Raw genomic sequence first — 20,002 nt, 5'->3', positions numbered from 1 at the left:
ACTCAAAGGGGAACATCGTTGACGCTGGTAATGGCCAGGATGATGGCGGTCATGATGGTGCCGACCACCACGCCGATGATGATGATGGCCAACGGCTCGATCAATTGTAACGCCCGCTTCATGCGGTCCCGCCCGGTGGTCTCGTACAGGCGCGCCAGCGCGTCAAGCAGCTTGGGCAGCTCTCCGCTGGCCTCGCCTACCGCCACCAGATCGTAACCGGTGGGATTGAGCGAGCGGTGTTCACGCAGTGCCGCCGACAGCGTGGAGCCGGTCTTGACCGACTTCGCCACCGCCAGCAGGCGGGCACGCAGGAACTTCATGCGCACCGACGTCGCCGACAGGTTCAGTGCCCGGATCAGTTCGACGCGACCGGTCAGCAGCGCCGACAGCGTGCTGGCCCAACGCCCCACTTCGGCCTCCACCAGCCAATCCCCCACCACCGGCAGCCGCGCCGCGCGTTCGACCAGGGCATCAACGACCCCCGGCGCCTTCCACAGCGCGCGCAGGCCCACCGCTGCCGCCGCCAACGCGAGCAACACCAGCCACACGTGATTGCTGAGCCAGACGCCGCTTGCGATGGTCCAGCGGGAAATCGCCGGCATGGTGTCCTTGTGCTGCGTCAGCAACCCGCCGAAGCGCGGAACCACCCAAAGGAAGATGATGCCGACCGCGGCGATGCCCGAGGAGACGAGCACTATCGGGTAGATCATCGCGCCGGTCATTTCCTGGCGGACGCGCTGGTCGTATTCGTACTGGTCCACGCCACCGCGGATCGACTCGGCAAGACGCCCCGTCGCTTCGCCCGCATGCGCCAGCTGGTGCACGTACTCCGGGACCGGCAGTTTCGATTCCCGCAACGCAGCGCTGAAGCTCTCGCCCCGCCTCACCGAGCGCTCCATCTCCGCGAACGCCCCGGTCAGGCTGGGGTGATGGCTGGACTTGGCCAGCGAGGACAACGCGGTCACCAATCCCACGCCGGATTCCAGCAGCGTCGTGAACTCCTGCAGCACCAGCTGCAGTTCGCGCGCCGATGCGCGCCGGCGCCGCGGTGCGCGCCACCCTTGCCCGACACGCTTGAGGGCATAGGGCGTCAAACCCTGCTGGGCGAGCTGGCGCGCAGCCTCACCTTCGGACGCGGCCTCCAACGATCCCGTGGTCTTAGCGCCCGAGCGGTCCACTGCCTCGTAACTGAACAGCGTGCGCTCAACCATCGACACCGGCCCCGCCGCTCACCCGCACCACCTCTTCGACGGTAGTGAGCCCCGCCATTGCCTTGAGCAGACCATCCTCGCGCAGCGTCCTGCCGCCCTGCTGGGTGGCGAGCGCCCGCATCTTCTCCGCGGTGGCCGAGGCGATGATGAGCTCCTGCATTTCCGGCGTGACGTCCACCAGCTCGTAGATACCCAAGCGCCCCCGATAGCCGGTGCCCTGGCAGTGCGGGCAGCCCGCGGCCGATCGCCAGTCCGGCGCGACGCCGGCTTCCGCCAGCGGCTCCACCAGCCGCCGGATCGCAGGCAGGACATCCGCATTCGGGCGGCTGCATTGCGGGCACAACCGGCGCACCAGTCGCTGGGCCTGCACTGCGCGCACGCTGGTCGCCACCAGGAACGGCTCCACGCCCATGTCGATGAGACGGGTGAATGCGCTGACCGCATCGTTGGTATGCAGCGTCGACAGCACCAGATGTCCGGTCAGCGCCGATTGCACCGCGATCTCCGCAGTCTCCAGGTCGCGGATCTCACCGATCATGATGACGTCCGGATCCTGCCGGAGGATTGCACGCAGTGCCCGCGCGAAGGTATATCCGATCTCCGCATTGGCCTGGATCTGGGTGACGCCATCGACCTCGTATTCGACCGGATCCTCCACCGTGATCATCTTGCGGTCGCGCTGGTTCATCTCTTCCAGCGTCGCGTACAGGGTGGTCGACTTGCCGGAACCGGTAGGCCCCGTCACCAGCACGATGCCATGCGGCTCACGCGCCCAGGCGCGGAACATCTGCAGGTCGCGCCCGGAAAAACCCAGGCGCGCCAGGCTCAGGTCCTGGCGCTCCTTGGGTAGCAGGCGCAGCACGATGGATTCGCCGTGGACCGCAGGCACGGCCGAGGCGCGCACGTCGATTTCCTGTCCGCTGACCCTCGCACTGAGACGACCGTCCTGCGGCAGGCGACGTTCTGCGATGTCCATGCCGGATATCAGCTTCACCCGCGAGGCTACTGCCGGATAGCGGCTTGCTGGCAAGGTCATCCGGGTGTGCAGAATGCCGTCGGTCCGCATGCGGACGTGGAACACCTGCTCTTCCGGCTCGATGTGGATGTCGGACGCGCGCTGATCCATGGCCTGCGCGAGGATGTTGTTGACCAGTTCAATGACCGGCGCCTCTTCGGCAAGTTCCCGCAGGTGACTGACATCGTCATCCAGATCGCCGTCGCCCGCAGCCCGACTGCGCCCCGCCATGTCCAGCAGGCGATCCAGGTCCTGGCTGCGAACCAGTCGCCACTGCCAATCCACACCCCCAAGGCTCTTGCCCAGCGCCTCGTTGGCGAGGGGGTCCAGTGGATCCCTCGCAACGGCCACCACCACGCCTGAACCGGCGCGCCAAGCTGCCACGCCGTTGTCGGTCCACCAATCCAGGCTGAACCCGCTGTCCGCCAGCAGGTCCCGGATCGCGGCCGGCTGTTCCGGCCATTCGTCGGCGCCCAGAACGGGCATCGCCAGCTGTCCGGCCAGTACCGGCAACAGCGATTCCTCCGACAACGCGCCGAGCCTCACGAGGATGCTGCCGATGCGGCCGCCGAACTGCTCCTGGAAGGCCAGTGCCTTCTGCACGTCCGCTGCCGAAACCGCGCCGGATTCAACCAGCAGTTCTCCCAGAAGACGAGCGCTGGGCATTGGCCGGGAGCCGGACGGGGTGATGGTCTGCATCGGAGGAGCCTGGGTATGCAACGGGGAATCCGTGACGACAGATCGCTTCACCCCACCCGCCGCCGCAGGTGGTTCAGCAGGTCGATACGGGTGATCAGGCCGAGGAAGTTGCCGGCGTCCATCACGATGGCGACGTGGCCGCGGTCGAACACCGGCAGCAGCGCTTCCACCGGTGCGTGCACGTCGACCTTGTCGAGCCGGCTGACCATGGCCGCCGACACCGGCTCGGTGAAGCGGGCTTCGTCGCCGTAGACGTGCAGCAGCACGTCGGATTCATCCAGCATGCCGACGATTCGTTCGCCCTCCATCACCGGCAGCTGGCTGACGTCGTGCGCGCGCATCCGCTGCCAGGCGGTGTTCAGCAGTTCCTCCGGGGTAACGGTGACGGTGCCATGGTCGGCGAACGGGCGTGGGATGAGGTCGCGCAGGTCGCCGCGCGCAGGGCCGGCGGGCTCCGTTTCGGCCTGCATCGCCTGGGTGATGCCTTGCCTGCCGGCATCGAGCCAGCCCTGGATGCGTTCCGGCGTCAGCTGGAACTGCGCCGCGGCCATCGCCATGGTGGTCTCGCCCTGCAGGAGGTCCAGCACCAGCGCGGTCTTGCGCTGCGCGGTCCAGTGGGAATCTGCTTCGTTCATTGCTGCGCCCGGAAAGCTACGCGCAAAGGGTAGCATCCGGGGCGACGGGTTGAGCCCGGCACGCCGCGCCGCGAGCGGGCTGCGGCCATTGGCGCGTCGGCCATTGCGGTGGCCTGCGGCGGGACGGCGGCAGCGGATCACGACCGCCGCCATCCCACGTCACGAACGCCCGCTGTTGGGTCGTTCGCGTGCCCTCAGTTGGCGCGCTCGTACATCTGCAGCAGGCGCTGCTTGGCGGCCAGCTTCTCGCGCTTCATCTGGCCCAGCGTGGTGTCGTCGATCGGCAGCACGCCGAGCTCGGCATCGAGCACCTGCTTGTCGAGTTCCCGGTGGCGGAAATACAGCTGCCTGAACTCGCTGTTCGCCTTCATCATCGCTTCGATCTCAGCCTGCGGTTGCGCTTCGAACATGAAAGCCTCCTGATCGGCAATGCGCCGCCCGGCACGATGGCCAAGCGGCGCGGGGGGAACGGCGGCTTGCGCCACCGGGTTGGACGCAGCCGGCGCGTGGCCGGTTACGGAACGGGCGGGCATGGCCTGCGCCATGCCGACGGAAATGAAGGTGCTGGAAACGGAAACGCCCCGGCCGGCAGGCACGGGGCGTTGCGGAATCACTGAATCGAGCGGAACGGAGCGGGCATCCACCATCCACCCGCCTCCGCCGCGATCCTGGCTTGCGGCGGCGATCTCCGGGTTGTCGATCGGGTGGTGCATAGGCCGGTCTCCGGCCAGACGGCTTTGATGAATTTCAAGCCGTCCGGGTATCCGACCCTACGCCTGCCGCAGGGGCTTGGCAAGTGCCGCCGATGGCTGCTGATCCGGCGACGGCCCCGCCCGACAAGCCCATGATTTTTCAGGGTTTTATGGCAACGATGATGTCGACGCGGCGATTCTTCGCCCGTCCCGCCGCGCTGCCGTTATCGGCCACCGGTTCGGCGGCGCCGCGGCCCTGCGAGCTGACCCGATCACGCGCCAGTCCGGCCGCCACCAGGCTGGCGCGCACCTGCTGCGCGCGCTGCTCGGACAGCGCTCGGTTGGCGGCGGCGTCGCCCTGGCTGTCGGTATGCCCGATCACCTGCACCGCGCCGCCCGGCAGCGCCGCCAGATAGATCCCGAGGGCCTTGACGCTGGCGGCCGCGGCACTGGTCAGCTTGGCCTGCCCGGACGCGAAGGCATCGCCAGCCAGGGTGAACACTTCGCCGCGCGCGTCGCGCCGCAGCGGCGGGAGCTTGGCACCGGCCACAAGTTCGGCTTCCTTGCGGGCCAGCGCCGCCTCCTTTTCGCGGGCGGCGCCCAGCTTGTCCTGCTGCGCGGCCTGGGCACCGTCCAGCACCGCCTCGACCTGTTCGGCCTGGGCGCGCAGGCGCGCCGCTTCCTCCGCCTGCAGCTGGGCTTGCAGGCGCATGCGTTCGGCCTCGGCGCGCGCGGTTTCCGCATCGCGGCGGCTGGCTTCGATCAGCAGGTCGCTGCGCTCACGTTCCAGCCGCTCGATTTCGCGCCGCGCGGCTTCGATGCGCGCCGCCTGTTCGGCGACGGCCACGCGCCGCTCCGCCTGCGCCAGCGCGGCGGGCAGGTCGCGCCGCGCTACCGTGGCCAGCGCTGCCAGCGCCTGCCGCGCCTGCAGCCGTTCGTATTGGGCGAACGGCGCCAGCCGCGGGTCGGCATCCAGCGCCTGCGCGCGCTGCTCGGCACTGCCGGCGGTCACTGGCAGGTCCAGCGGATCACCGGCGGGCGGTGCTGCGTCGATCTGCAGGCGCGCACGCAGTTCGGCGATCTCGGCGCGCTTCTGCAGCAATTCCGCACGGGTGCGCGCGGCGTTGCTGCGCACCCGCGCCTGGTCGGCTTCGGCCGCAGCCGACAGCGCCGCCGCGCGCGCTTCATCGTCGCGACCGCGCGCCATCGCCTCCTGCGCGCGCTGCAGGCTGGCGCGTGCGGCCGCCAGCGCATCGCTGGCGTACTGGTCGGCATCAGCCGACTCCGCGCGCAGCACCGCTTGGCCTGCTGCGTCCAGCTCGGCCGTCGGCGGCGGCAGGCTGGCGCAGCCGCTGACCAACAGGGCGCCGGCGAGGATCGGGGCATACAGCGCGATGCGGAAGTGTGCGAAGCTTTGGCGCATGGGAGGTCGCGGCTCGTCGTTACGTCGCGACCATTGTGGGAAGCCATCGCCGGCGATGCAAACCCGGCGGGCGCGCAGCAAGGGAGCCTCATGGATATCAGCCATTATTTCAAACTGATGGCGGAGAAGGACGCCTCGGACATGTTCCTGTCCACCGGCGCGCCGGTGAACATCAAGATCGAAGGCATGGTCCAGCCGATGAGCGATACGCCGCTCACAGCCGGCGAATGCCGCGACATCGCCTACGGGCTGATGGACGCTGCCCAGATCGTCGAGTTCGAGCGCGAAAAAGAGCTCAACATGGCGATCTCGGTGCCCGGCAGCGGCCGCTTCCGCGTCAACGTGTTCCAGCAGCGCGGCGAAGTGGGCATGGTGATCCGCACCATCCGCAGCATCATCCCCAGCATCGAAGAGCTGCAGCTGCCGACCGTGCTGAAGGACATCATCATGGCCCCGCGCGGGCTGGTGCTGATCGTCGGTTCCACAGGGTCCGGCAAGTCCACCACGCTGGCGTCGATGATCGACCATCGCAACAGCACCAGCACCGGCCACATCCTCACCATCGAGGACCCGATCGAGTACCTGCACCGGCACAAGCTCTCGGTGGTCAACCAGCGCGAGGTCGGGCTCGACACGCACAGCTTCCAGGCCGCGCTGAAGAACGCGATGCGCGAGGCGCCGGACGTGATCCTGATCGGCGAAATCCGCGACGCGCAGACGATGGAAGCGGCGATCGCCTTCGCCGAAACCGGCCATATCTGCCTGGCCACGTTGCACTCCAACAACGCCGACCAGACCATCGAGCGCATCCTCAACTTCTTCCCCGAGGGCGCGCACAAGAACGTGCTGATGAACCTGGCGTTGAACCTCAAGGCGGTGATCAGCCAGCGCCTGGTGCTGGGCACCGACGGTCGCCGCATGCCGGCCACCGAGGTGCTGATCAACACCCCGATGATCCGCGACCTGCTGCGCCGCGGCCAGGTCCACGAGATCAAGACGGCGATGGAAGAGTCGCTGCAGGACGGCATGCAGAGCTTCGACCAGTGCCTGTTCCGCCTGCACAAGGAAGGCCGGATCGAACTGGAGGAGGCGCTGAAGGCGGCCGATTCCCGCGACGGCCTGGCCCTCAAGTTCCGCCTGTCGGAAGGCGCCAGCGGCGAGCACGACCCTTACGCGGACGTGTTCGCGGCGCACTGAGCCGGGCGGCGCGCCGCCCGCCCCGCCGCTATCTTGCGGCGGGTGCGTCCGGCTGGTTCTCCGGTCGCGCCGCGTCGAACGCCGGCAGCGCCAGGCAGGAAGCCTCGATCCGGGCGAGCGTGGGATAGGCCGCCATGTCCACGCCGAAACGGCGCGCGTTGTAGATCTGCGGGATCAGGCAGCAGTCCGCCAGCGTCGCCGTTTCGCCCTCGCAGAAATCGCCGGTTGACGGATGCTCCGCCAACAGCGCCTCGGCGGCGGCGAAACCGTCGGTGATCCAGTGCTTCACCCAGGCATCACGCTCGGGCTGCGGCACGTTCCATTCGCGCTCGAAATACTGCAGCACGCGCAGGTTGTTGAGCGGGTGCACGTCGCAGGCCACCAGCAGCGCCAGCGCACGCACGCGCTGGCGCGCCCGTGCGGTGGCCGGCAGCAGCGGCCGGTCCGGCCAGACTTCATCGAGGTATTCCAGGATCGCCAACGACTGCCCCAGCCGGCGCTGGCCGTGGCCGAGGGTGGGCACAAGTTCCTGCGGGTTGATCGCCCGGTAGCCCTCGGAATGCTGCTGGCCGCCGTCCTGCACCAGATGCACCGGCACGATCTCGTAGGGCAGGCCCTTCAGGTTCAGGCCGATGCGCACGCGGTACGCGGCGCTGGAACGCCAGTAGGAATACAGCTGCAGCGGTTCGCTCATGCCCGCCACCTTAGCGCGGCGGCGTCCCGGTGCAAGACCGCTGGTGCCGCCACTTCGGCCGTCCGCCCGCGCGGCTCAGGGCAACGGCTGGCGTTCGATGCGCTGCTCGATGGCACCGAAGATGCTGCCGCCCTCGCGATCCAGCACCTCGATGCGGACGCTGTCGCCGAACGACATGAACGGGGTGCTGGGCTTGCCGTCGCGCAGGGTTTCCACGGTGCGACGCTCGGCGAAACAGGACGCGCCCAGCGCGGTGTCCTCGTTGGCTACCGTGCCCGAACCGACGATGGTGCCGGCCGACAGCGGGCGGGTCTTGGCCGCGTGCGCCACCAGCTGGGCGAAATCGAACTGCATGTCGACACCGGCTTCAGGCGCGCCGAACCACTCGCCGTTGACATGGGTGAGCATCGGCAGGTGCAGCTTGCTGCCCTGCCAGGCCTCGCCCAGTTCGTCCGGAGTCACGAACACCGGCCCCAGCGCGCTGCGAGGTTTGGACTGCACGAAGCCGAAACCCTTGGCCAGCTCCGGCGGGATCAGGTTGCGCAGCGAGACGTCGTTGATGATCCCGACCAGCTGGATGTGGCCGGCGGCCTGTTCCGGCGTGACCGCCATCGGCACGTCGTCGGTGACGATCACCACTTCGGCCTCGAGGTCGATGCCGTAATCCTCGCTGACCACCCTGACCGGATCGCGCGGACCGAGGAAGCCGGCGCTGACCGCCTGGTACATCAACGGATCGACGTAGAAGCTCTCCGGCACCTGCGCGCCGCGGGCGCGGCGCACCCGCTCGACGTGCGGCAGATAGGCGCTGCCATCGACGAACTCGTAGGCGCGCGGCAGCGGCGCGGCCAGCGCGTGCACGTCGAGATCGAACGCACCGGCGGCGTTGCCGGCATTGAGGTCCTCGTACAGCGCGTTCAGGCGCGGCGCGGCGTTCTCCCAGTCCTCCAGCGCCAGCTGCAGCGTCGGCGTGATCGCGGAGGCACGCACGGCGCGCGCAAGGTCGCGCGACACCACGATCAGGGTGCCGTCGCGCCCGCCTTCCTTGAGAGAACCCAGCTTCATGGTGACTCCATACTTTGTGTTGTTAGTTGCAATTGTAACCGTGGCAACGGAAAGCGGACTCAGGACAGGGCGCCACCGTGAGAATGCGCCGGACACGCCTTGAATCCATCCATGGAGGTTTCTCGGCAACATCCGTGTTGCCGAGAGTCCGGCCCATTCCCACCGCAACGCCTTCCAGATTCCCTGGCGCTGCGGATCCGATCAATCAGGTCTCCCCGAGAAAACCGCCGGCCCGGAACGTCAGCACCAGCGTGTCTCGGTGGCCGCCGTCGGCATCGAGCGGCTGGATCGGGGTGGATTCGTGGATGACGCGGGCATCGTCCATCAGCAACAGCGACCACGGCTGGTCGAGGGTGAAGCGCTGGCCATCCGGGCCGTGCGCGGCGAACACGCGGGTTTCGCCGCCCTTGATCGACTGCCTCGCCACCAGCAGCACCGCCACGAAATCCACGCCGTCGCGATGCGCGCCCTCGGGCGTGGGCCGGCCGAGGCCATCGCTGGTGTCGATGCGGAACTGGTGCGCCTCCACGTGCCAGCGCGCCACCCCCGGCCGCTGGCGCGAACAGGCGCGGGCCAGCGCCAGCACCAGCGCCGGCCATGCCGGCTGTGCGATCGTGGCCGGATCGACCGGTTCGAACCAGCGCTCCATGCCGCCGTGCAGCGCGTTGTATTCCACCGGCTGCCAGTGCATGCGGTGCGGCACCTGCCGCAGCGTCTCGCCTTCCACCACGAAACAGGCATGGCGGCGGCGGCGATAGCGGCCGCCGTCCTTCAGGTATTCATCGCGACGCAGGTCGTCCCAGCTTGGCACCAGCGCCTGCAGCGCCTCCGGCGCGACGCCGGCCAACGTCGCCACGTCGGCCGCACCCAGCACCACATGGCCACGCTCGCCCAGGGCAGCGTCCAGCGACGACAGCGGGATGGCCGGCGGGGCGAAGTGGGAGACAGACGGCATGGCGGCGTTCCGGAAGGGAGGCGCGATTGTCGCATCGCGCTTCCACGGACAAAACAAAACCCGCCTTGCGGGCGGGTTCTGCTGGTATCGCGACTTCGAATGTGGCAGCCCCGGATGGATTCGAACCACCGAATGCCTGAGTCAGAGTCAGGTGCCTTACCGCTTGGCGACGGGGCTATGGAGCAAATTGTACCGCGTTCGGCGTGAAGTGGAACCCGCCGTGGCGCCGGCGAACCGGCGCCATGCACGCCACGATCAGCGCTTGGAGAACTGGGTGGCGCGACGGGCCTTGTGCAGACCGACCTTCTTGCGCTCGACCTCGCGGGCGTCGCGGGTCATGAAGCCGGCCTTGCGCAGCTCGGTCTTCAGGGTTTCGTCGTACTCGACCAGCGCGCGGGCGATGCCGAGGCGGATCGCACCGGCCTGGCCGGTGGTGCCGCCGCCGGTGGTGGTGACCAGGATGTCGAAGCTCTCGGTGTTCTTGGTCAGCTCGAGCGGCTGGCGCACGATCATGCGCGCGGTCTCGCGGCCGAAGAACTCGTCCAGCGGACGGTCGTTGACGGTGATGTTGCCGCTGCCCTTGCGCAGGAACACGCGGGCGGTGGAGGACTTGCGGCGGCCGGTGCCGTAATTCTGGGTGATAGCCATGATGATCGTGCCTTAGAGTTCGAGCGGCTGCGGCTGCTGGGCGGCGTGCGGATGCTCGGCGCCGGCGTAGACCTTGAGCTTGCGGTACATGGCGCGGCCCAGCGGACCCTTCGGCAGCATGCCCTTGACCGCGGTTTCGATGACGCGCTCCGGGTGGCGCTCCAGCGCCTGGCCCAGCGATTCCGTCTTCAGGTTGCCGATGTAACCGGTGAAGCGGTGGTACATCTTGTCGCGCAGCTTGTTGCCGGTCACCACGATCTTGTCGGCGTTGATCACGACGAGGTAATCGCCGGTGTCGACGTGCGGGGTGAAAACGGGCTTGTGCTTGCCGCGCAGGCGATAGGCCAGTGCTGCGGCCAGACGGCCCAGGGTCTTGCCCTCGGCGTCGACGACGTACCAGTCGCGCTGGACGGTCTCGTTCTTGGCGATGAAAGTCTTCATGGGGAACTCTTTTTCAGGGGTACCTGGTCGGGCTGGTTCCGGATCGCGGAACGGCGCCTCGCGTTGTTTTCCGTGCTGGCGGGGCATGCCCGGGCGCGAAAGAAGCGGAATCATACACGCCGGCCCGGCCACAGGCAAGTCGCCACCGGTCCGAACCCACCCGGCCTAGAATGCGCGGATGGACACGCTACGCCACCTTGGCCCGCTGGATCGGCTGCTGGATTCGGCCCAGAACGCCCTGACCACCGTACTGGGCGAGCCGCGGGCGGAGCGCCGCAACCCCGGCGCCAGCACGCCGGACGCACCGCTGGATGCCGGTCAGAGCCGCCATTCCGCCGGCCTGATGCGGATCAACCATACCGGCGAGGTCTGCGCGCAGGCGCTGTACATCGGCCAGGCCGCGGTGGCGCGCGATCCCGCCACCCGCGCCCACCTGCTGGAAGCGGCGCAGGAGGAAACCGACCACCTGGCCTGGTGCGCCGACCGCCTGCGCGAACTGGACAGCCGGCCCAGCCTGCTCAATCCGCTCTGGTATGCCGGCAGCTGGGCGATCGGTGCGGCGGCCGGGCTGCGCGGCGACGGCTGGAACCTGGGCTTCGTGGTCGAAACCGAGCGCCAGGTGGAAGCGCATCTTGCCGAACACCTGCAGACCCTGCCGGAAGCCGACGCGCGCAGTCGCGCGATCCTGTCGGTGATGAAGGACGACGAGGCCCGCCATGCCGACAACGCGCTGGCGGCCGGCGCGCGCATCCTGCCGTCGCCGATTCCGACCCTGATGGCGGCGATGTCGACGGTGATGAAGACGGTGGCCTACCGGCTCTGAGCCGCCATCGCGCAGGCACGCACCCTGCCGCCTCAATCCGCCAGGACGACCCCGTCCACCATCCGCATGCGCGGACGCATCGATATGCTGCGCTCGGCATCCATCAGCTGCAGCTCGCCGTCCTGGATCATCGCGGTCACCCGCATCCCGCGCTCGAGGAACGTGGTCGCCGCCGCGACCGCCGCATCATCCAGCTCCATCACGGTCAGGTTGCGCAGCCGGGCCAGCGCCGGCGCATTGCGTTTCCACCAGGCGTCGGCCGCCTGCCCGCCATAGCCAACCACGACCACCTGTGCCGCGCGCCCGCTGGCCTTGCGCAGGCGGCTCTCGTCCGGCTGCCCGAGCTCGATCCATTGCAGGATGTCGCCGGTGTAGTCGCGCCGCCACAGTGCCGGCTCGTCCTCGTCACTGAGCCCGCGACCGAACTCCAGGCGCTCGTCGGCATGCAGCGCGAACGCCAGCAGCCGCACCAGCAGGCGGGTTTCGGTTTCCGACGGGTGCTGGGCCAGCGTCAATGCATGGCTGGCGTAGTAATGGCGATCAAGGTCGGTGACCTGCAACTCGACCTTGTAGATGATGGCATTGGCGGCCATGGCACGTCCTCGGGCCACTCGGCCGGTGTGGAAGGGCGCCATTCTACGGGCACCCCGCCGCGGGCCTGCCGGCGCGACGTATGCTGCGCACCGGACGCACACAGGAAGGCGCGATGGTCAGCCACGAATACGATCCCGACGACAACTTCGGCCATGCCTTCCACGCCCTGGCCGACGTGGATGAGGACGACGCGCTGGAAACGGTGGCCTGGCAATTCCTGCTGCTGGTCAACCCGGACGACGAGGGCGCAGCCCTGCAGCAGTTCGCGGCCCTCAGGCAGGCCCTGGACGATGCGGGCGACGGCGCCGACCCGGGCGCGCTGCTGCGCGAGGTGATCGACTGGCAGGCGGGCTTCCATGTGCAGGAAGACGATGCACAGGGCCTGATGGAGGCGTTGGACGAACTGGTGGCGCGCTGGCGGTTGCGCATCGACTGGGGCGTTGACGACGACGCCACGGAGCCGCCGGATACCAGCGTGCTGCTACAGGCCGCCTTTACCCAGCTGCGCGAACGCCACTACAGCCTGTGGACGGTCGAAACCGGCGAAGCGACCCTGGCGGGCTGGATCACCCACGAGCGCGACGAGGAAACGATGCAGCTGGTTGCCAGTGCCCTCGGCATGTCGGCGAGGCCCGGCATCGGCTGAGCCCGGCCACGAAAAAGCCGGCTTGCGCCGGCTTTTTCATCGCTGCGTCACCGCTCAATCGACCAGATTGCGGCCGTGGTAGAGCTCCTCGATCTCGCGCTTGAGCCGCGCCTCGATCTTCATCCGCTCCTTGAACGACAGGTTGCGCGCCTTCTCCTCGAACAGGTACTGGTCGAGGTCGAAGTCCTTGAGGTGCAACTTGGTGTGGAACATGTTCTCCTGGTAGACATTCACGTCGAGCATTTCGTAGCGCGAACGGATGTTCTTGGCCAGGTAGTCCTGGATCGAATTGATCTTGTGGTCGATGAAGTGCTTGCGGCCCTTCACGTCGCGGGTGAAGCCGCGGACGCGGTAGTCCATCACCACGATGTCGGATTCCAGCGACTCGATCAGGTAGTTCAGCGCCTTCAGCGGCGAGATCACGCCGCAGGTCGACACGTCGATGTCGGCGCGGAAGGTGGCGATGCCGTTGTCCGGATGGGTTTCCGGGTAGGTGTGCACGGTGATGTGCGACTTGTCGAGGTGGGCGACCACCGCGTCGGAGATCACGCCCTTGGCATCGGCCTTGTCGATCACCGGCTGCTCGGAGATCAGGATCGTCACCGAGGCGCCCTGCGGGTCGTAGTCCTGGCGCGCGATGTTGAGGATGTTCGCGCCGATGATCTCCGCCACGTCGGTGAGGATCTGGGTGAGGCGGTCGGCGTTGTATTCCTCGTCGATGTACTCGATGTAGCGCCTGCGCTCGTCTTCCGACGCCGCATAGCAGACGTCGTAAATGTTGAAGCTGAGCGACTTGGTGAGGTTGTTGAAGCCTTGCAGCTTCAGGCGCGGCAGCGGTTTGACCACGGCGGTTGGCATCCAGCGGGAACGGGGACAGGCCGGCGATTATGCGGCAAAGCGCGCCACGGCGCGTGCAGGCGCACCCGTGCGGGCAGGCTGCCGGCAGGGCGTGGGGCGCCGGGCACGCCCGATAGTTTGCCCGTGGTCACGGTTCGGCCTAAGCTTGGGCATTCACGAAAGTTCGCCTGAATGAGCAGCCCAGCCCTCAAACCCGCCATGCCGCGCGCATTCACCCCACTGGGCGCCGACGCCGAGACGATCGAGCGTTTCATCGCCAGTTGCCATCGCCGCAAGTATCCGGCGCGCAGCGAAGTGTTCCATCCGGGCGATCCCGCGAGCACGCTGTACTACATCATTTCCGGCTCGGTGAGCATCACCACCCGCGAGGATGATGACCGCGAGCTGGTGTTGGGCTATGTCGGCGCCGGCGAATTCGTCGGTGAAATGGGCCTGTTCGTGGAAACCCAGCAGCGCGCCGTTGCACTGCGCACGCGCACCCCCTGCGAACTGGCCGAGATCAGCTACGAGCGCCTGCAGTCGCTGCTGGTGGCGCAGGCCAACGATGCCACCCGGCTGCTGTATTCGATCGGTGCGCAGATCAGCCAGCGCCTGCTGGATACCAGCCGCAAGGCCGGCCGCCTGGCCTTCCTCGACGTCACCGACCGCATCTACCGCACCCTGTTCGATCTGGCGCGCGAGCCGGATGCAATGACCCATCCGCTGGGCACCCAGCTGCGCGTCTCGCGGCAGGAGTTGGCGCGGCTGGTCGGCTGCTCTCGCGAGATGGCCGGGCGCGTGCTGAAGAAACTGCAGGCCGACGGCAAGCTGCACGCCCGCGGCAAGACCGTGGTGGTCTACGGCACCCGCTAGCACCTCGCTAGAACCAAGGAGCAGTCCGCGCATGAGCCACGCATTCTCCCCCGGCCACCAGGCCCTGGACGTGGATCTGCGCAACGCGGTGCCGGCCGACGCCGACGACGTTGCCCATCTGCTGGCCGAGCTGGGCTATCCCTGCGACCTGGCCGACGCTTCCGAGCGGGTCAGCGCGATCCTTGCGAACGATCGCCAGGCGCTGGTGCTGGCGCGCCGCAACGGTGCGGTGTGCGGGCTGATGGCACTGGATTTCATGTACTACCTGCCGCTGGGCACCACCACCTGTCGCGTCACCGCGCTGGTTGTGACCACCAGCGCGCAGGGCATGGGCATCGGCCGGCACCTGCTGAAGGAGGCCGAGCGCCGCGCTCGCGCCGGCGGCGCCGCGCGCATCGAGCTGACCTCGGGCGCGCAGCGCACCGAGGCGCACGCGTTCTACCAGGCCTGCGGCTACAGCGGCAGCTCGGTGCGCTTCGTCAAGGCATTGGGTTCGGCCTGAACCCATCCGCCGCGGTCACGCGGGAGCATCACCGGCGCGGCCGGGGCAACCCCAGTTGAGGATCGGCGTTCCGGGCGGCAGCACGCGCCGGAACATCGCCACCCGCCGCGCCTTCGGATTCACCACCACCGGCTTCGCCGCCGCCTGCAGCAGCGGCAGGTCGGCGCTGCTGTCGGAGTAGGCGCGGGCCACCGGCTGGGTGTAGCCGGCGGCGCGGATCATGGTCATCTTCATCGCGAAGTGGCAGTGCCGCAGCGCGCCCATGCCGCCCAGCTTCGGCCCCAGCAGGGTGCCGATCACCGGCACGTCCTCGTGCGCGACGAAGGCCAGGATCGCCCGCGCCAACTCCGGCGGCGCGCCGGTGGCGACCAGCACGTTGTCGCCGCGCTCGCGGTGCTGGTGGAACACGTCCAGCGCCAGCGGCAGCAGCCGCGCCTTGATCTCCTCGGCGTGGGTGACGACGTAACGGTCGATCAGCGCATCCAGCGCGGCGCGGTCGCGCACGCCCAGGCTGCCGACCCAGACGAATACCGAGATGCCGGCGCGGCGCGTCGGCAGCCACGCCACCAGCGGCCCGGCGACCGGCGCGACCAGCAGCGCCAGCAGCACCCGCCACCAGTCGCGCTCGATCAGCCACTTGAACAGGTGGCTGCCGGAGTCGCCGTCGTAGAGCGTGTGGTCGAAGTCGAATACCACCAGCGGCGCATCGTCCTGCGGCAGCGGATAGCGTTGGCTCATGCGCTCGCCCCGCCATCGAACAGCCCGCGCAGCGCCACGCCCGGATCGGGCTGGCGCATGAACGCCTCGCCGACCAGGAAGGCGTGCACCCCGGCGTCGCGCATCAGCGCCACGTCGGTGGGCGCAAGGATGCCGCTCTCGGTGACCAGCAGGCGATCCGCCGGCACCATCGCCTTGAGATCCAAGGTGGTCTGCAGCGACACCTCGAACGTCTTGAGATTGCGGTTGTTGATGCCCAGCAGCCGCGCCGGCACCGGCAGCGTGCGTTCCAGCTCGTCCAGGTCATGCACTTCCAGCAGCACGTCCATGCCCAGCTCGGCGGCGATGAAAGCAAACTCCGACAGCTGCGCATCGTCCAGCGCGGCGGCGATCAGCAGCACGCAGTCGGCGCCCATCACGCGCGCCTCGTACAGCTGCCAGGCATCGACGATGAAGTCCTTGCGCAGCACCGGCAGCGTGCAGGCGGCGCGCGCCTGCTGCAGGTAGGCGTCGCTGCCCTGGAAGAAATCGACGTCGGTCAGCACCGACAGGCAGGCCGCGCCGCCAGCCTCGTAGCTGCGGGCGATCGCGGCCGGATCGAAATCGGCGCGGATCACGCCCTTCGACGGACTGGCCTTCTTCACCTCGGCGATCACCGCCGCCCGGCCGGCCGCGATCTTCGCGGCGACGGCGTCGGCAAAGCCGCGCAGCGGCGACGCGCCCGCGGCGCGGGTCTTCAGTTCGAACAGCGAGACCTGTTCGCGGCGGGCGGCCACTTCTTCGTGCTTGCGGCGCAGGATGGTGTCGAGGATGGTGCTCAAGTACGGGCTTCCGGATGAAGTGGGGGTTCGGGGGCGTCAGCCCGCCGCGGCCAGCGCGCGGCTGGTGGCGACGTATTGCTGCATGCGCGCGCGCGCGCTGCCGTCGGCGATGGCCGCGCGGGCGCGGGCCAGGCCATCGGCGATGCTGTCGGCCACGCCGGCCACGTACAGCGCCGCGCCGGCGTTGAGCGCGACGATGTCGTTGGCCGGGCCGGGCTGATTGTCCAGCACCGCGCGCAGCATGGCGATGGATTCGGCCGGGTCGGCCACCTTCAGGTTGCGGCTGGCCGACATGGCGATGCCGAAGTCTTCCGGGTGGATCTCGTACTCGCGCACCTTGCCGTCGCGCAGTTCGCCCACCAGCGTGCCGGCGCCCAGCGAGATCTCGTCCATGTTGTCGCGCCCCCACACCACCAGCGCGCGCTCGGCACCCAGCTCGTGCAGCACGCGCGCCTGGATGCCGACCAGGTCGGGATGGAACACGCCCATCAGGATGCGGGTGGCGCCCACCGGGTTGGTCAGCGGGCCGAGGATGTTGAAGATCGTGCGCACGCCCATCTCGCGGCGCACCGGCGCCACCACCTTCATCGCCGGGTGGTGGATCGGCGCGAACATGAAGCCGATGCCGACCTCCTCGATCGCGCGCGCCACCTGCGCCGGCTGCAGCTCGATGACCGCGCCCAGCGCCTCCAGCGCATCGGCGCTGCCGGACTTCGACGACACGCTGCGGTTGCCGTGCTTGGCCACGCGCGCGCCGGCCGCGGCGACCACGAACATCGCGCAGGTGGAGATGTTGAAGGTGTGCGAGCCGTCGCCACCGGTGCCGACGATGTCGACCAGGTGGGTCTTGTCGGCCACCTCCACCGGCCGCGCGAACTCGCGCATCACGGTGGCGGCGCCGGCGATCTCGCCGACCGTTTCCTTCTTCACCCGCAGCCCGGTGAGGATGGCCGAGGTCAATGCCGGCGACACTTCGCCGCGCATGATCTGGCGCATCAGGTCGACCATTTCGTCGAAGAAGATCTCGCGGTGCTCGATGGTGCGCTGCAGGGCTTCCTGCGCGGTAATGGGCATGGTCAACGCTCCAGGAAATTCTTCAGCAACGCGTGGCCGTGCTGGGTGAGGATGGATTCGGGATGGAACTGCACGCCTTCCACCGGATATTCGCGGTGGCGCAGGCCCATCAGCTCTTCCACGCTGCCGTCGTCGTTCTCGGTCCAGGCAGTCACTTCCAGGCAATCCGGCACGCTGTTTTTTTCCACCACCAGCGAGTGGTAGCGGGTGGCCTCGAACGGCGTCGGCAGGCCGGTGAACACGCCTTTTCCTTGATGGTGGATGGGCGAGGTCTTGCCATGCATGATCCGCCCCGCGCGCACCACCTTGCCGCCGTACACCTGCCCCAGCGCCTGGTAGCCCAGGCACACGCCGAACACCGGGATGCGCGGGCCCAGTTCGCGCAGCACCTCCAGCGAAACACCGGCCTCGTTCGGCGTGCACGGCCCCGGCGAAATCACGATCCGCTCGGGCGCAAGCGCCTCGATCTGCGCCACGCTGAGCGCGTCGTTGCGCTCCACCCGCACCTCCGCGCCCAGCTCCTGCAGGTACTGCACGAGATTGAAGGTGAAACTGTCGTAGTTGTCGATCATCAGCAGCATGTCAGAGCCCCTTCGCCGCCTGCGCCACCGCGCGGAACAGCGCGCGTCCCTTGTTCATGGTTTCGTCCCATTCCTTCTGCGGGTCGGAATCGAACACGATGCCGGCGCCGGCCTGCACGTGCAGGCGGCCGTCCTGGATCACCGCGGTGCGGATGGCGATGGCGGTGTCGGCATCGCCGTGCCAGCCGATGTAGCCGATCGCGCCGGCATAGACGTTGCGCTTGACCGGCTCCAGTTCGCGGATGATTTCCAGCGCGCGGATCTTGGGCGCGCCGGACACGGTGCCGGCGGGGAAGGTGGCGCGCAGCACGTCGGCGTAACTCAGCCCCTCCTGCAGGCGACCGGTCACTTCGCTGACGATGTGCATGACGTGGCTGTAGCGCTCGATCACGAAACGCTCGCCGACCTCCACGCTGCCGGCCTGCGCGACGTGGCCGACGTCGTTGCGGCCCAGGTCGATCAGCATCAGGTGTTCGGCGCGCTCCTTCGGGTCAGCCAGCAGTTCGGCTTCCAGCGCCTGGTCCTGCTCCGGGGTGGCGCCACGCGGGCGGGTGCCGGCAATGGGGCGCACCGTCACCTTGCCCTGCTGCTGGCGCACCAAAATTTCCGGCGACGAGCCCACCACCTGGGTGCCGCCGACATCGAGGAAATACATGTACGGCGAAGGATTCAAAGCGCGCAGCGCGCGGTAGACATCCACTGGTCGGGCGTGGAACGGCACGCTCATGCGCTGGCTCAGCACCACCTGGAAGGCGTCGCCGGCGCGGATGTAGTCCTGCACCTGCGTAACCGCCGCGATGAAGCCCTCGCGAGTGAAGCCGCTGACGAAGTCGGCCTCGTCCAGCGCGGCCGGCTGCAGGGTTTCCGGGTACGGCGCGCCGCCGTGGCGCAGCCGGTGCGTCAGCGCGTCCAGCCTGCGGTTGGCGCGTGCCCACGCCTGCGGCTGGCGCGGGTCGGCATGGACGATCAGGTACAGCCGGCCTTTGAGGCTGTCGAACACCGCCAGCTCGTCGCTGAGCATCAGCAGGATGTCGGGCGTGCCCAGCTCGTCCGGTTTCGGATTGGCGGCCAGCCGCGGCTCGATGTATTCGATGCACTCGAAGCCGAACCAGCCCACCAGCCCGCCGGTGAAGCCGGGCAGGCCGGCGATCTCGGGCACCTTGTGCATGGCGCGCAAACGTTCGACTTCCGCCAGCGGGTCGGCAACGGTGCGGGTTTCGACCACTTCGCCATGTTCGCGAACCGCCAACTGGTGGCCGCGGAACTCGTAGACCCGGCGCGCGGGCAGGCCGATGATCGAATAGCGGCCGAAGCGCTCGCCGCCCTCCACCGATTCGAACAGGTAGGTATGGGGGCCGTCGGCCAGCTTCAGGTAGACGGACAGCGGGGTGTCGAGGTCGGACAGCACCTCGCGCACCACCGGGACAAGGGTGTAGCCGTCAGATGCGTACTGGCTGAACTGGGCGTGCGTGGTCACGGAGGACGTCCTTCGAAAAATGCGTGCAGGCGAACGGGGCGGCATTGCCACGCCACCATCGCCAGCTGTGCTCGAAAGACGGGTTCGCCCGGTTCATCGGGCAACTTTAGCCGCAATCCGGCGCGCCATGCAAACGAGGTTCTGTCATGCCCCTGTCACCGCGGATGGGCAGCATTGGAGGCCATCGCAGGGATGACGGAAGGGCAGGACGCCCAATCATTCCGCCGCTGCCGCAGACGCGACAGCGGCCGTTCCACCCGGTTTCAAGGCGGCGACAAAACACCAGGCTTCGCCCGTGCCGCGCCGGGCTCAACGCGCGGCAACCACTCTCTGGCCGCCATCGCAGCCGCGCTTGCGAAGACGGCGCAGCCTCCCGCCGGGA

General features: G+C 68.4%; 22 protein-coding genes and 1 tRNA gene. 5 read left to right on the top strand and 18 right to left on the bottom strand.

Translation table 11 applies throughout. The features are described from left to right. Positions 1-2: 2 nt before the first annotated feature. The 5 genes from E5S66_RS02540 to E5S66_RS02520 form a co-directional block, all read right to left on the bottom strand. The gene (locus tag E5S66_RS02540) at positions 3-1,211 is read right to left on the bottom strand and encodes a type II secretion system F family protein (RefSeq protein ID WP_038053158.1); all 1,209 of its coding nucleotides are present in this window, start codon (positions 1,209-1,211) and stop codon (positions 3-5) included. Beyond that, entirely contained in the window at positions 1,204-2,925 is a 1,722-nt protein-coding gene (locus tag E5S66_RS02535) for a GspE/PulE family protein (RefSeq protein ID WP_212745309.1), read from the bottom strand. The genes E5S66_RS02540 and E5S66_RS02535 overlap by 8 nt, the downstream gene beginning before the upstream one ends. Before the next feature lie 47 nt (positions 2,926-2,972). Further along, positions 2,973-3,560, bottom strand: coding sequence for a CBS domain-containing protein (locus E5S66_RS02530; protein ID WP_246037109.1), 588 nt, complete (start codon positions 3,558-3,560; stop codon positions 2,973-2,975). A gap of 194 nt (positions 3,561-3,754) precedes the next feature. Further along, entirely contained in the window at positions 3,755-3,970 is a 216-nt protein-coding gene (locus E5S66_RS02525; RefSeq protein ID WP_028839116.1) for an HP1242/YdcH family protein, read from the bottom strand. Positions 3,971-4,412: 442 nt separating this feature from the next. Further along, the gene (locus E5S66_RS02520) at positions 4,413-5,675 is read right to left on the bottom strand and encodes an OmpA family protein (protein WP_171033446.1); all 1,263 of its coding nucleotides are present in this window, start codon (positions 5,673-5,675) and stop codon (positions 4,413-4,415) included. Between the two features lie 90 nt (positions 5,676-5,765). On the opposite strand from E5S66_RS02520, the gene E5S66_RS02515 reads away from it, so the two are divergent. Next, entirely contained in the window at positions 5,766-6,872 is a 1,107-nt protein-coding gene (locus tag E5S66_RS02515; RefSeq protein WP_138347204.1) for a PilT/PilU family type 4a pilus ATPase, read from the top strand. Positions 6,873-6,900: 28 nt separating this feature from the next. Here E5S66_RS02515 and maiA read toward each other — a convergent pair whose 3' ends face one another. The 6 genes from maiA to rplM form a co-directional block, all read right to left on the bottom strand. Beyond that, complete coding sequence (gene maiA, locus E5S66_RS02510) at positions 6,901-7,566, bottom strand: maleylacetoacetate isomerase (RefSeq protein ID WP_138347202.1); 666 nt, start codon at positions 7,564-7,566, stop codon at positions 6,901-6,903. Between the two features lie 75 nt (positions 7,567-7,641). Next, entirely contained in the window at positions 7,642-8,631 is a 990-nt protein-coding gene (locus tag E5S66_RS02505) for a fumarylacetoacetate hydrolase family protein (RefSeq protein ID WP_138347200.1), read from the bottom strand. 205 nt (positions 8,632-8,836) lie between these two features. Then, a complete protein-coding gene (locus E5S66_RS02500) occupies positions 8,837-9,586 on the bottom strand; it encodes a 2OG-Fe dioxygenase family protein (RefSeq protein ID WP_138347198.1) in 750 nt (249 codons plus the stop codon). 102 nt (positions 9,587-9,688) lie between these two features. Continuing rightward, a tRNA-Gln gene (locus tag E5S66_RS02495) sits at positions 9,689-9,763 on the bottom strand. 78 nt (positions 9,764-9,841) lie between these two features. Continuing rightward, positions 9,842-10,234, bottom strand: coding sequence for a 30S ribosomal protein S9 (rpsI, locus tag E5S66_RS02490; RefSeq protein ID WP_028839111.1), 393 nt, complete (start codon positions 10,232-10,234; stop codon positions 9,842-9,844). 12 nt (positions 10,235-10,246) lie between these two features. Next, a complete protein-coding gene (gene rplM / locus E5S66_RS02485; protein WP_028839110.1) occupies positions 10,247-10,675 on the bottom strand; it encodes a 50S ribosomal protein L13 in 429 nt (142 codons plus the stop codon). 178 nt (positions 10,676-10,853) lie between these two features. Here rplM and coq7 point away from each other — a divergent pair, with 178 nt between their 5' ends. Next, positions 10,854-11,498, top strand: coding sequence for a 2-polyprenyl-3-methyl-6-methoxy-1,4-benzoquinone monooxygenase (coq7, locus tag E5S66_RS02480; RefSeq protein ID WP_138347196.1), 645 nt, complete (start codon positions 10,854-10,856; stop codon positions 11,496-11,498). 32 nt (positions 11,499-11,530) lie between these two features. Here coq7 and E5S66_RS02475 read toward each other — a convergent pair whose 3' ends face one another. Then, a complete protein-coding gene (locus E5S66_RS02475) occupies positions 11,531-12,091 on the bottom strand; it encodes a YaeQ family protein (protein ID WP_138347194.1) in 561 nt (186 codons plus the stop codon). Between the two features lie 80 nt (positions 12,092-12,171). Here E5S66_RS02475 and E5S66_RS02470 point away from each other — a divergent pair, with 80 nt between their 5' ends. After that, positions 12,172-12,738 carry a DUF6630 family protein gene (locus tag E5S66_RS02470; RefSeq protein ID WP_246037108.1) on the top strand — a complete coding sequence of 189 codons (567 nt, stop codon included), beginning with the start codon at positions 12,172-12,174 and terminating at the stop codon, positions 12,736-12,738. A 54-nt stretch (positions 12,739-12,792) separates the two neighbouring features. Here the strand turns inward: E5S66_RS02470 and speD are convergent, their stop codons facing one another. Then, positions 12,793-13,584: an adenosylmethionine decarboxylase gene (speD, locus tag E5S66_RS02465; RefSeq protein WP_138347809.1), complete on the bottom strand. Its 792-nt coding sequence runs from the start codon at positions 13,582-13,584 to the stop codon at positions 12,793-12,795. Between the two features lie 183 nt (positions 13,585-13,767). On the opposite strand from speD, the gene crp reads away from it, so the two are divergent. Together crp and E5S66_RS02455 are read left to right on the top strand one after the other, a co-directional pair. Continuing rightward, positions 13,768-14,448, top strand: a complete 681-nt coding sequence (gene crp, locus E5S66_RS02460; protein ID WP_246037107.1) for a cAMP-activated global transcriptional regulator CRP — start codon at positions 13,768-13,770, stop codon at positions 14,446-14,448. A gap of 31 nt (positions 14,449-14,479) precedes the next feature. Continuing rightward, complete coding sequence (locus E5S66_RS02455) at positions 14,480-14,950, top strand: GNAT family N-acetyltransferase (protein WP_051246845.1); 471 nt, start codon at positions 14,480-14,482, stop codon at positions 14,948-14,950. Positions 14,951-14,965: 15 nt separating this feature from the next. On the opposite strand, the gene E5S66_RS02450 is transcribed toward E5S66_RS02455, so the two are convergent. Genes E5S66_RS02450 through trpE form a run of 5 tightly spaced genes read right to left on the bottom strand, consistent with a single transcriptional unit; the run spans position 14,966 to position 19,620 of the window. Continuing rightward, positions 14,966-15,688: a haloacid dehalogenase-like hydrolase gene (locus E5S66_RS02450; RefSeq protein ID WP_138347192.1), complete on the bottom strand. Its 723-nt coding sequence runs from the start codon at positions 15,686-15,688 to the stop codon at positions 14,966-14,968. After that, positions 15,685-16,488 (bottom strand): indole-3-glycerol phosphate synthase TrpC, encoded by an 804-nt coding sequence (gene trpC, locus E5S66_RS02445; protein ID WP_138347190.1) that lies wholly within the window; start codon positions 16,486-16,488, stop codon positions 15,685-15,687. The genes E5S66_RS02450 and trpC overlap by 4 nt, the downstream gene beginning before the upstream one ends. A 36-nt stretch (positions 16,489-16,524) precedes the next feature. After that, positions 16,525-17,562: an anthranilate phosphoribosyltransferase gene (trpD, locus tag E5S66_RS02440; protein ID WP_138347189.1), complete on the bottom strand. Its 1,038-nt coding sequence runs from the start codon at positions 17,560-17,562 to the stop codon at positions 16,525-16,527. Between the two features lie 2 nt (positions 17,563-17,564). Then, on the bottom strand, positions 17,565-18,143 hold the full coding sequence (locus E5S66_RS02435) for an anthranilate synthase component II (RefSeq protein WP_138347187.1): 579 nt from the start codon (positions 18,141-18,143) through the stop codon (positions 17,565-17,567). 1 nt (position 18,144) lies between these two features. Continuing rightward, positions 18,145-19,620 (bottom strand): anthranilate synthase component I, encoded by a 1,476-nt coding sequence (trpE, locus tag E5S66_RS02430; protein WP_138347185.1) that lies wholly within the window; start codon positions 19,618-19,620, stop codon positions 18,145-18,147. Positions 19,621-20,002: the final 382 nt, after the last annotated feature.

Origin of the sequence: Thermomonas fusca (genome assembly GCF_005862345.1) — a bacterium.
Classification (GTDB): Bacteria; Pseudomonadota; Gammaproteobacteria; order Xanthomonadales; family Xanthomonadaceae; genus Thermomonas; species Thermomonas fusca.
Note: the sequence above shows the minus strand (reverse complement) of the source record. Positions and strands in the feature narration are given on the sequence as shown.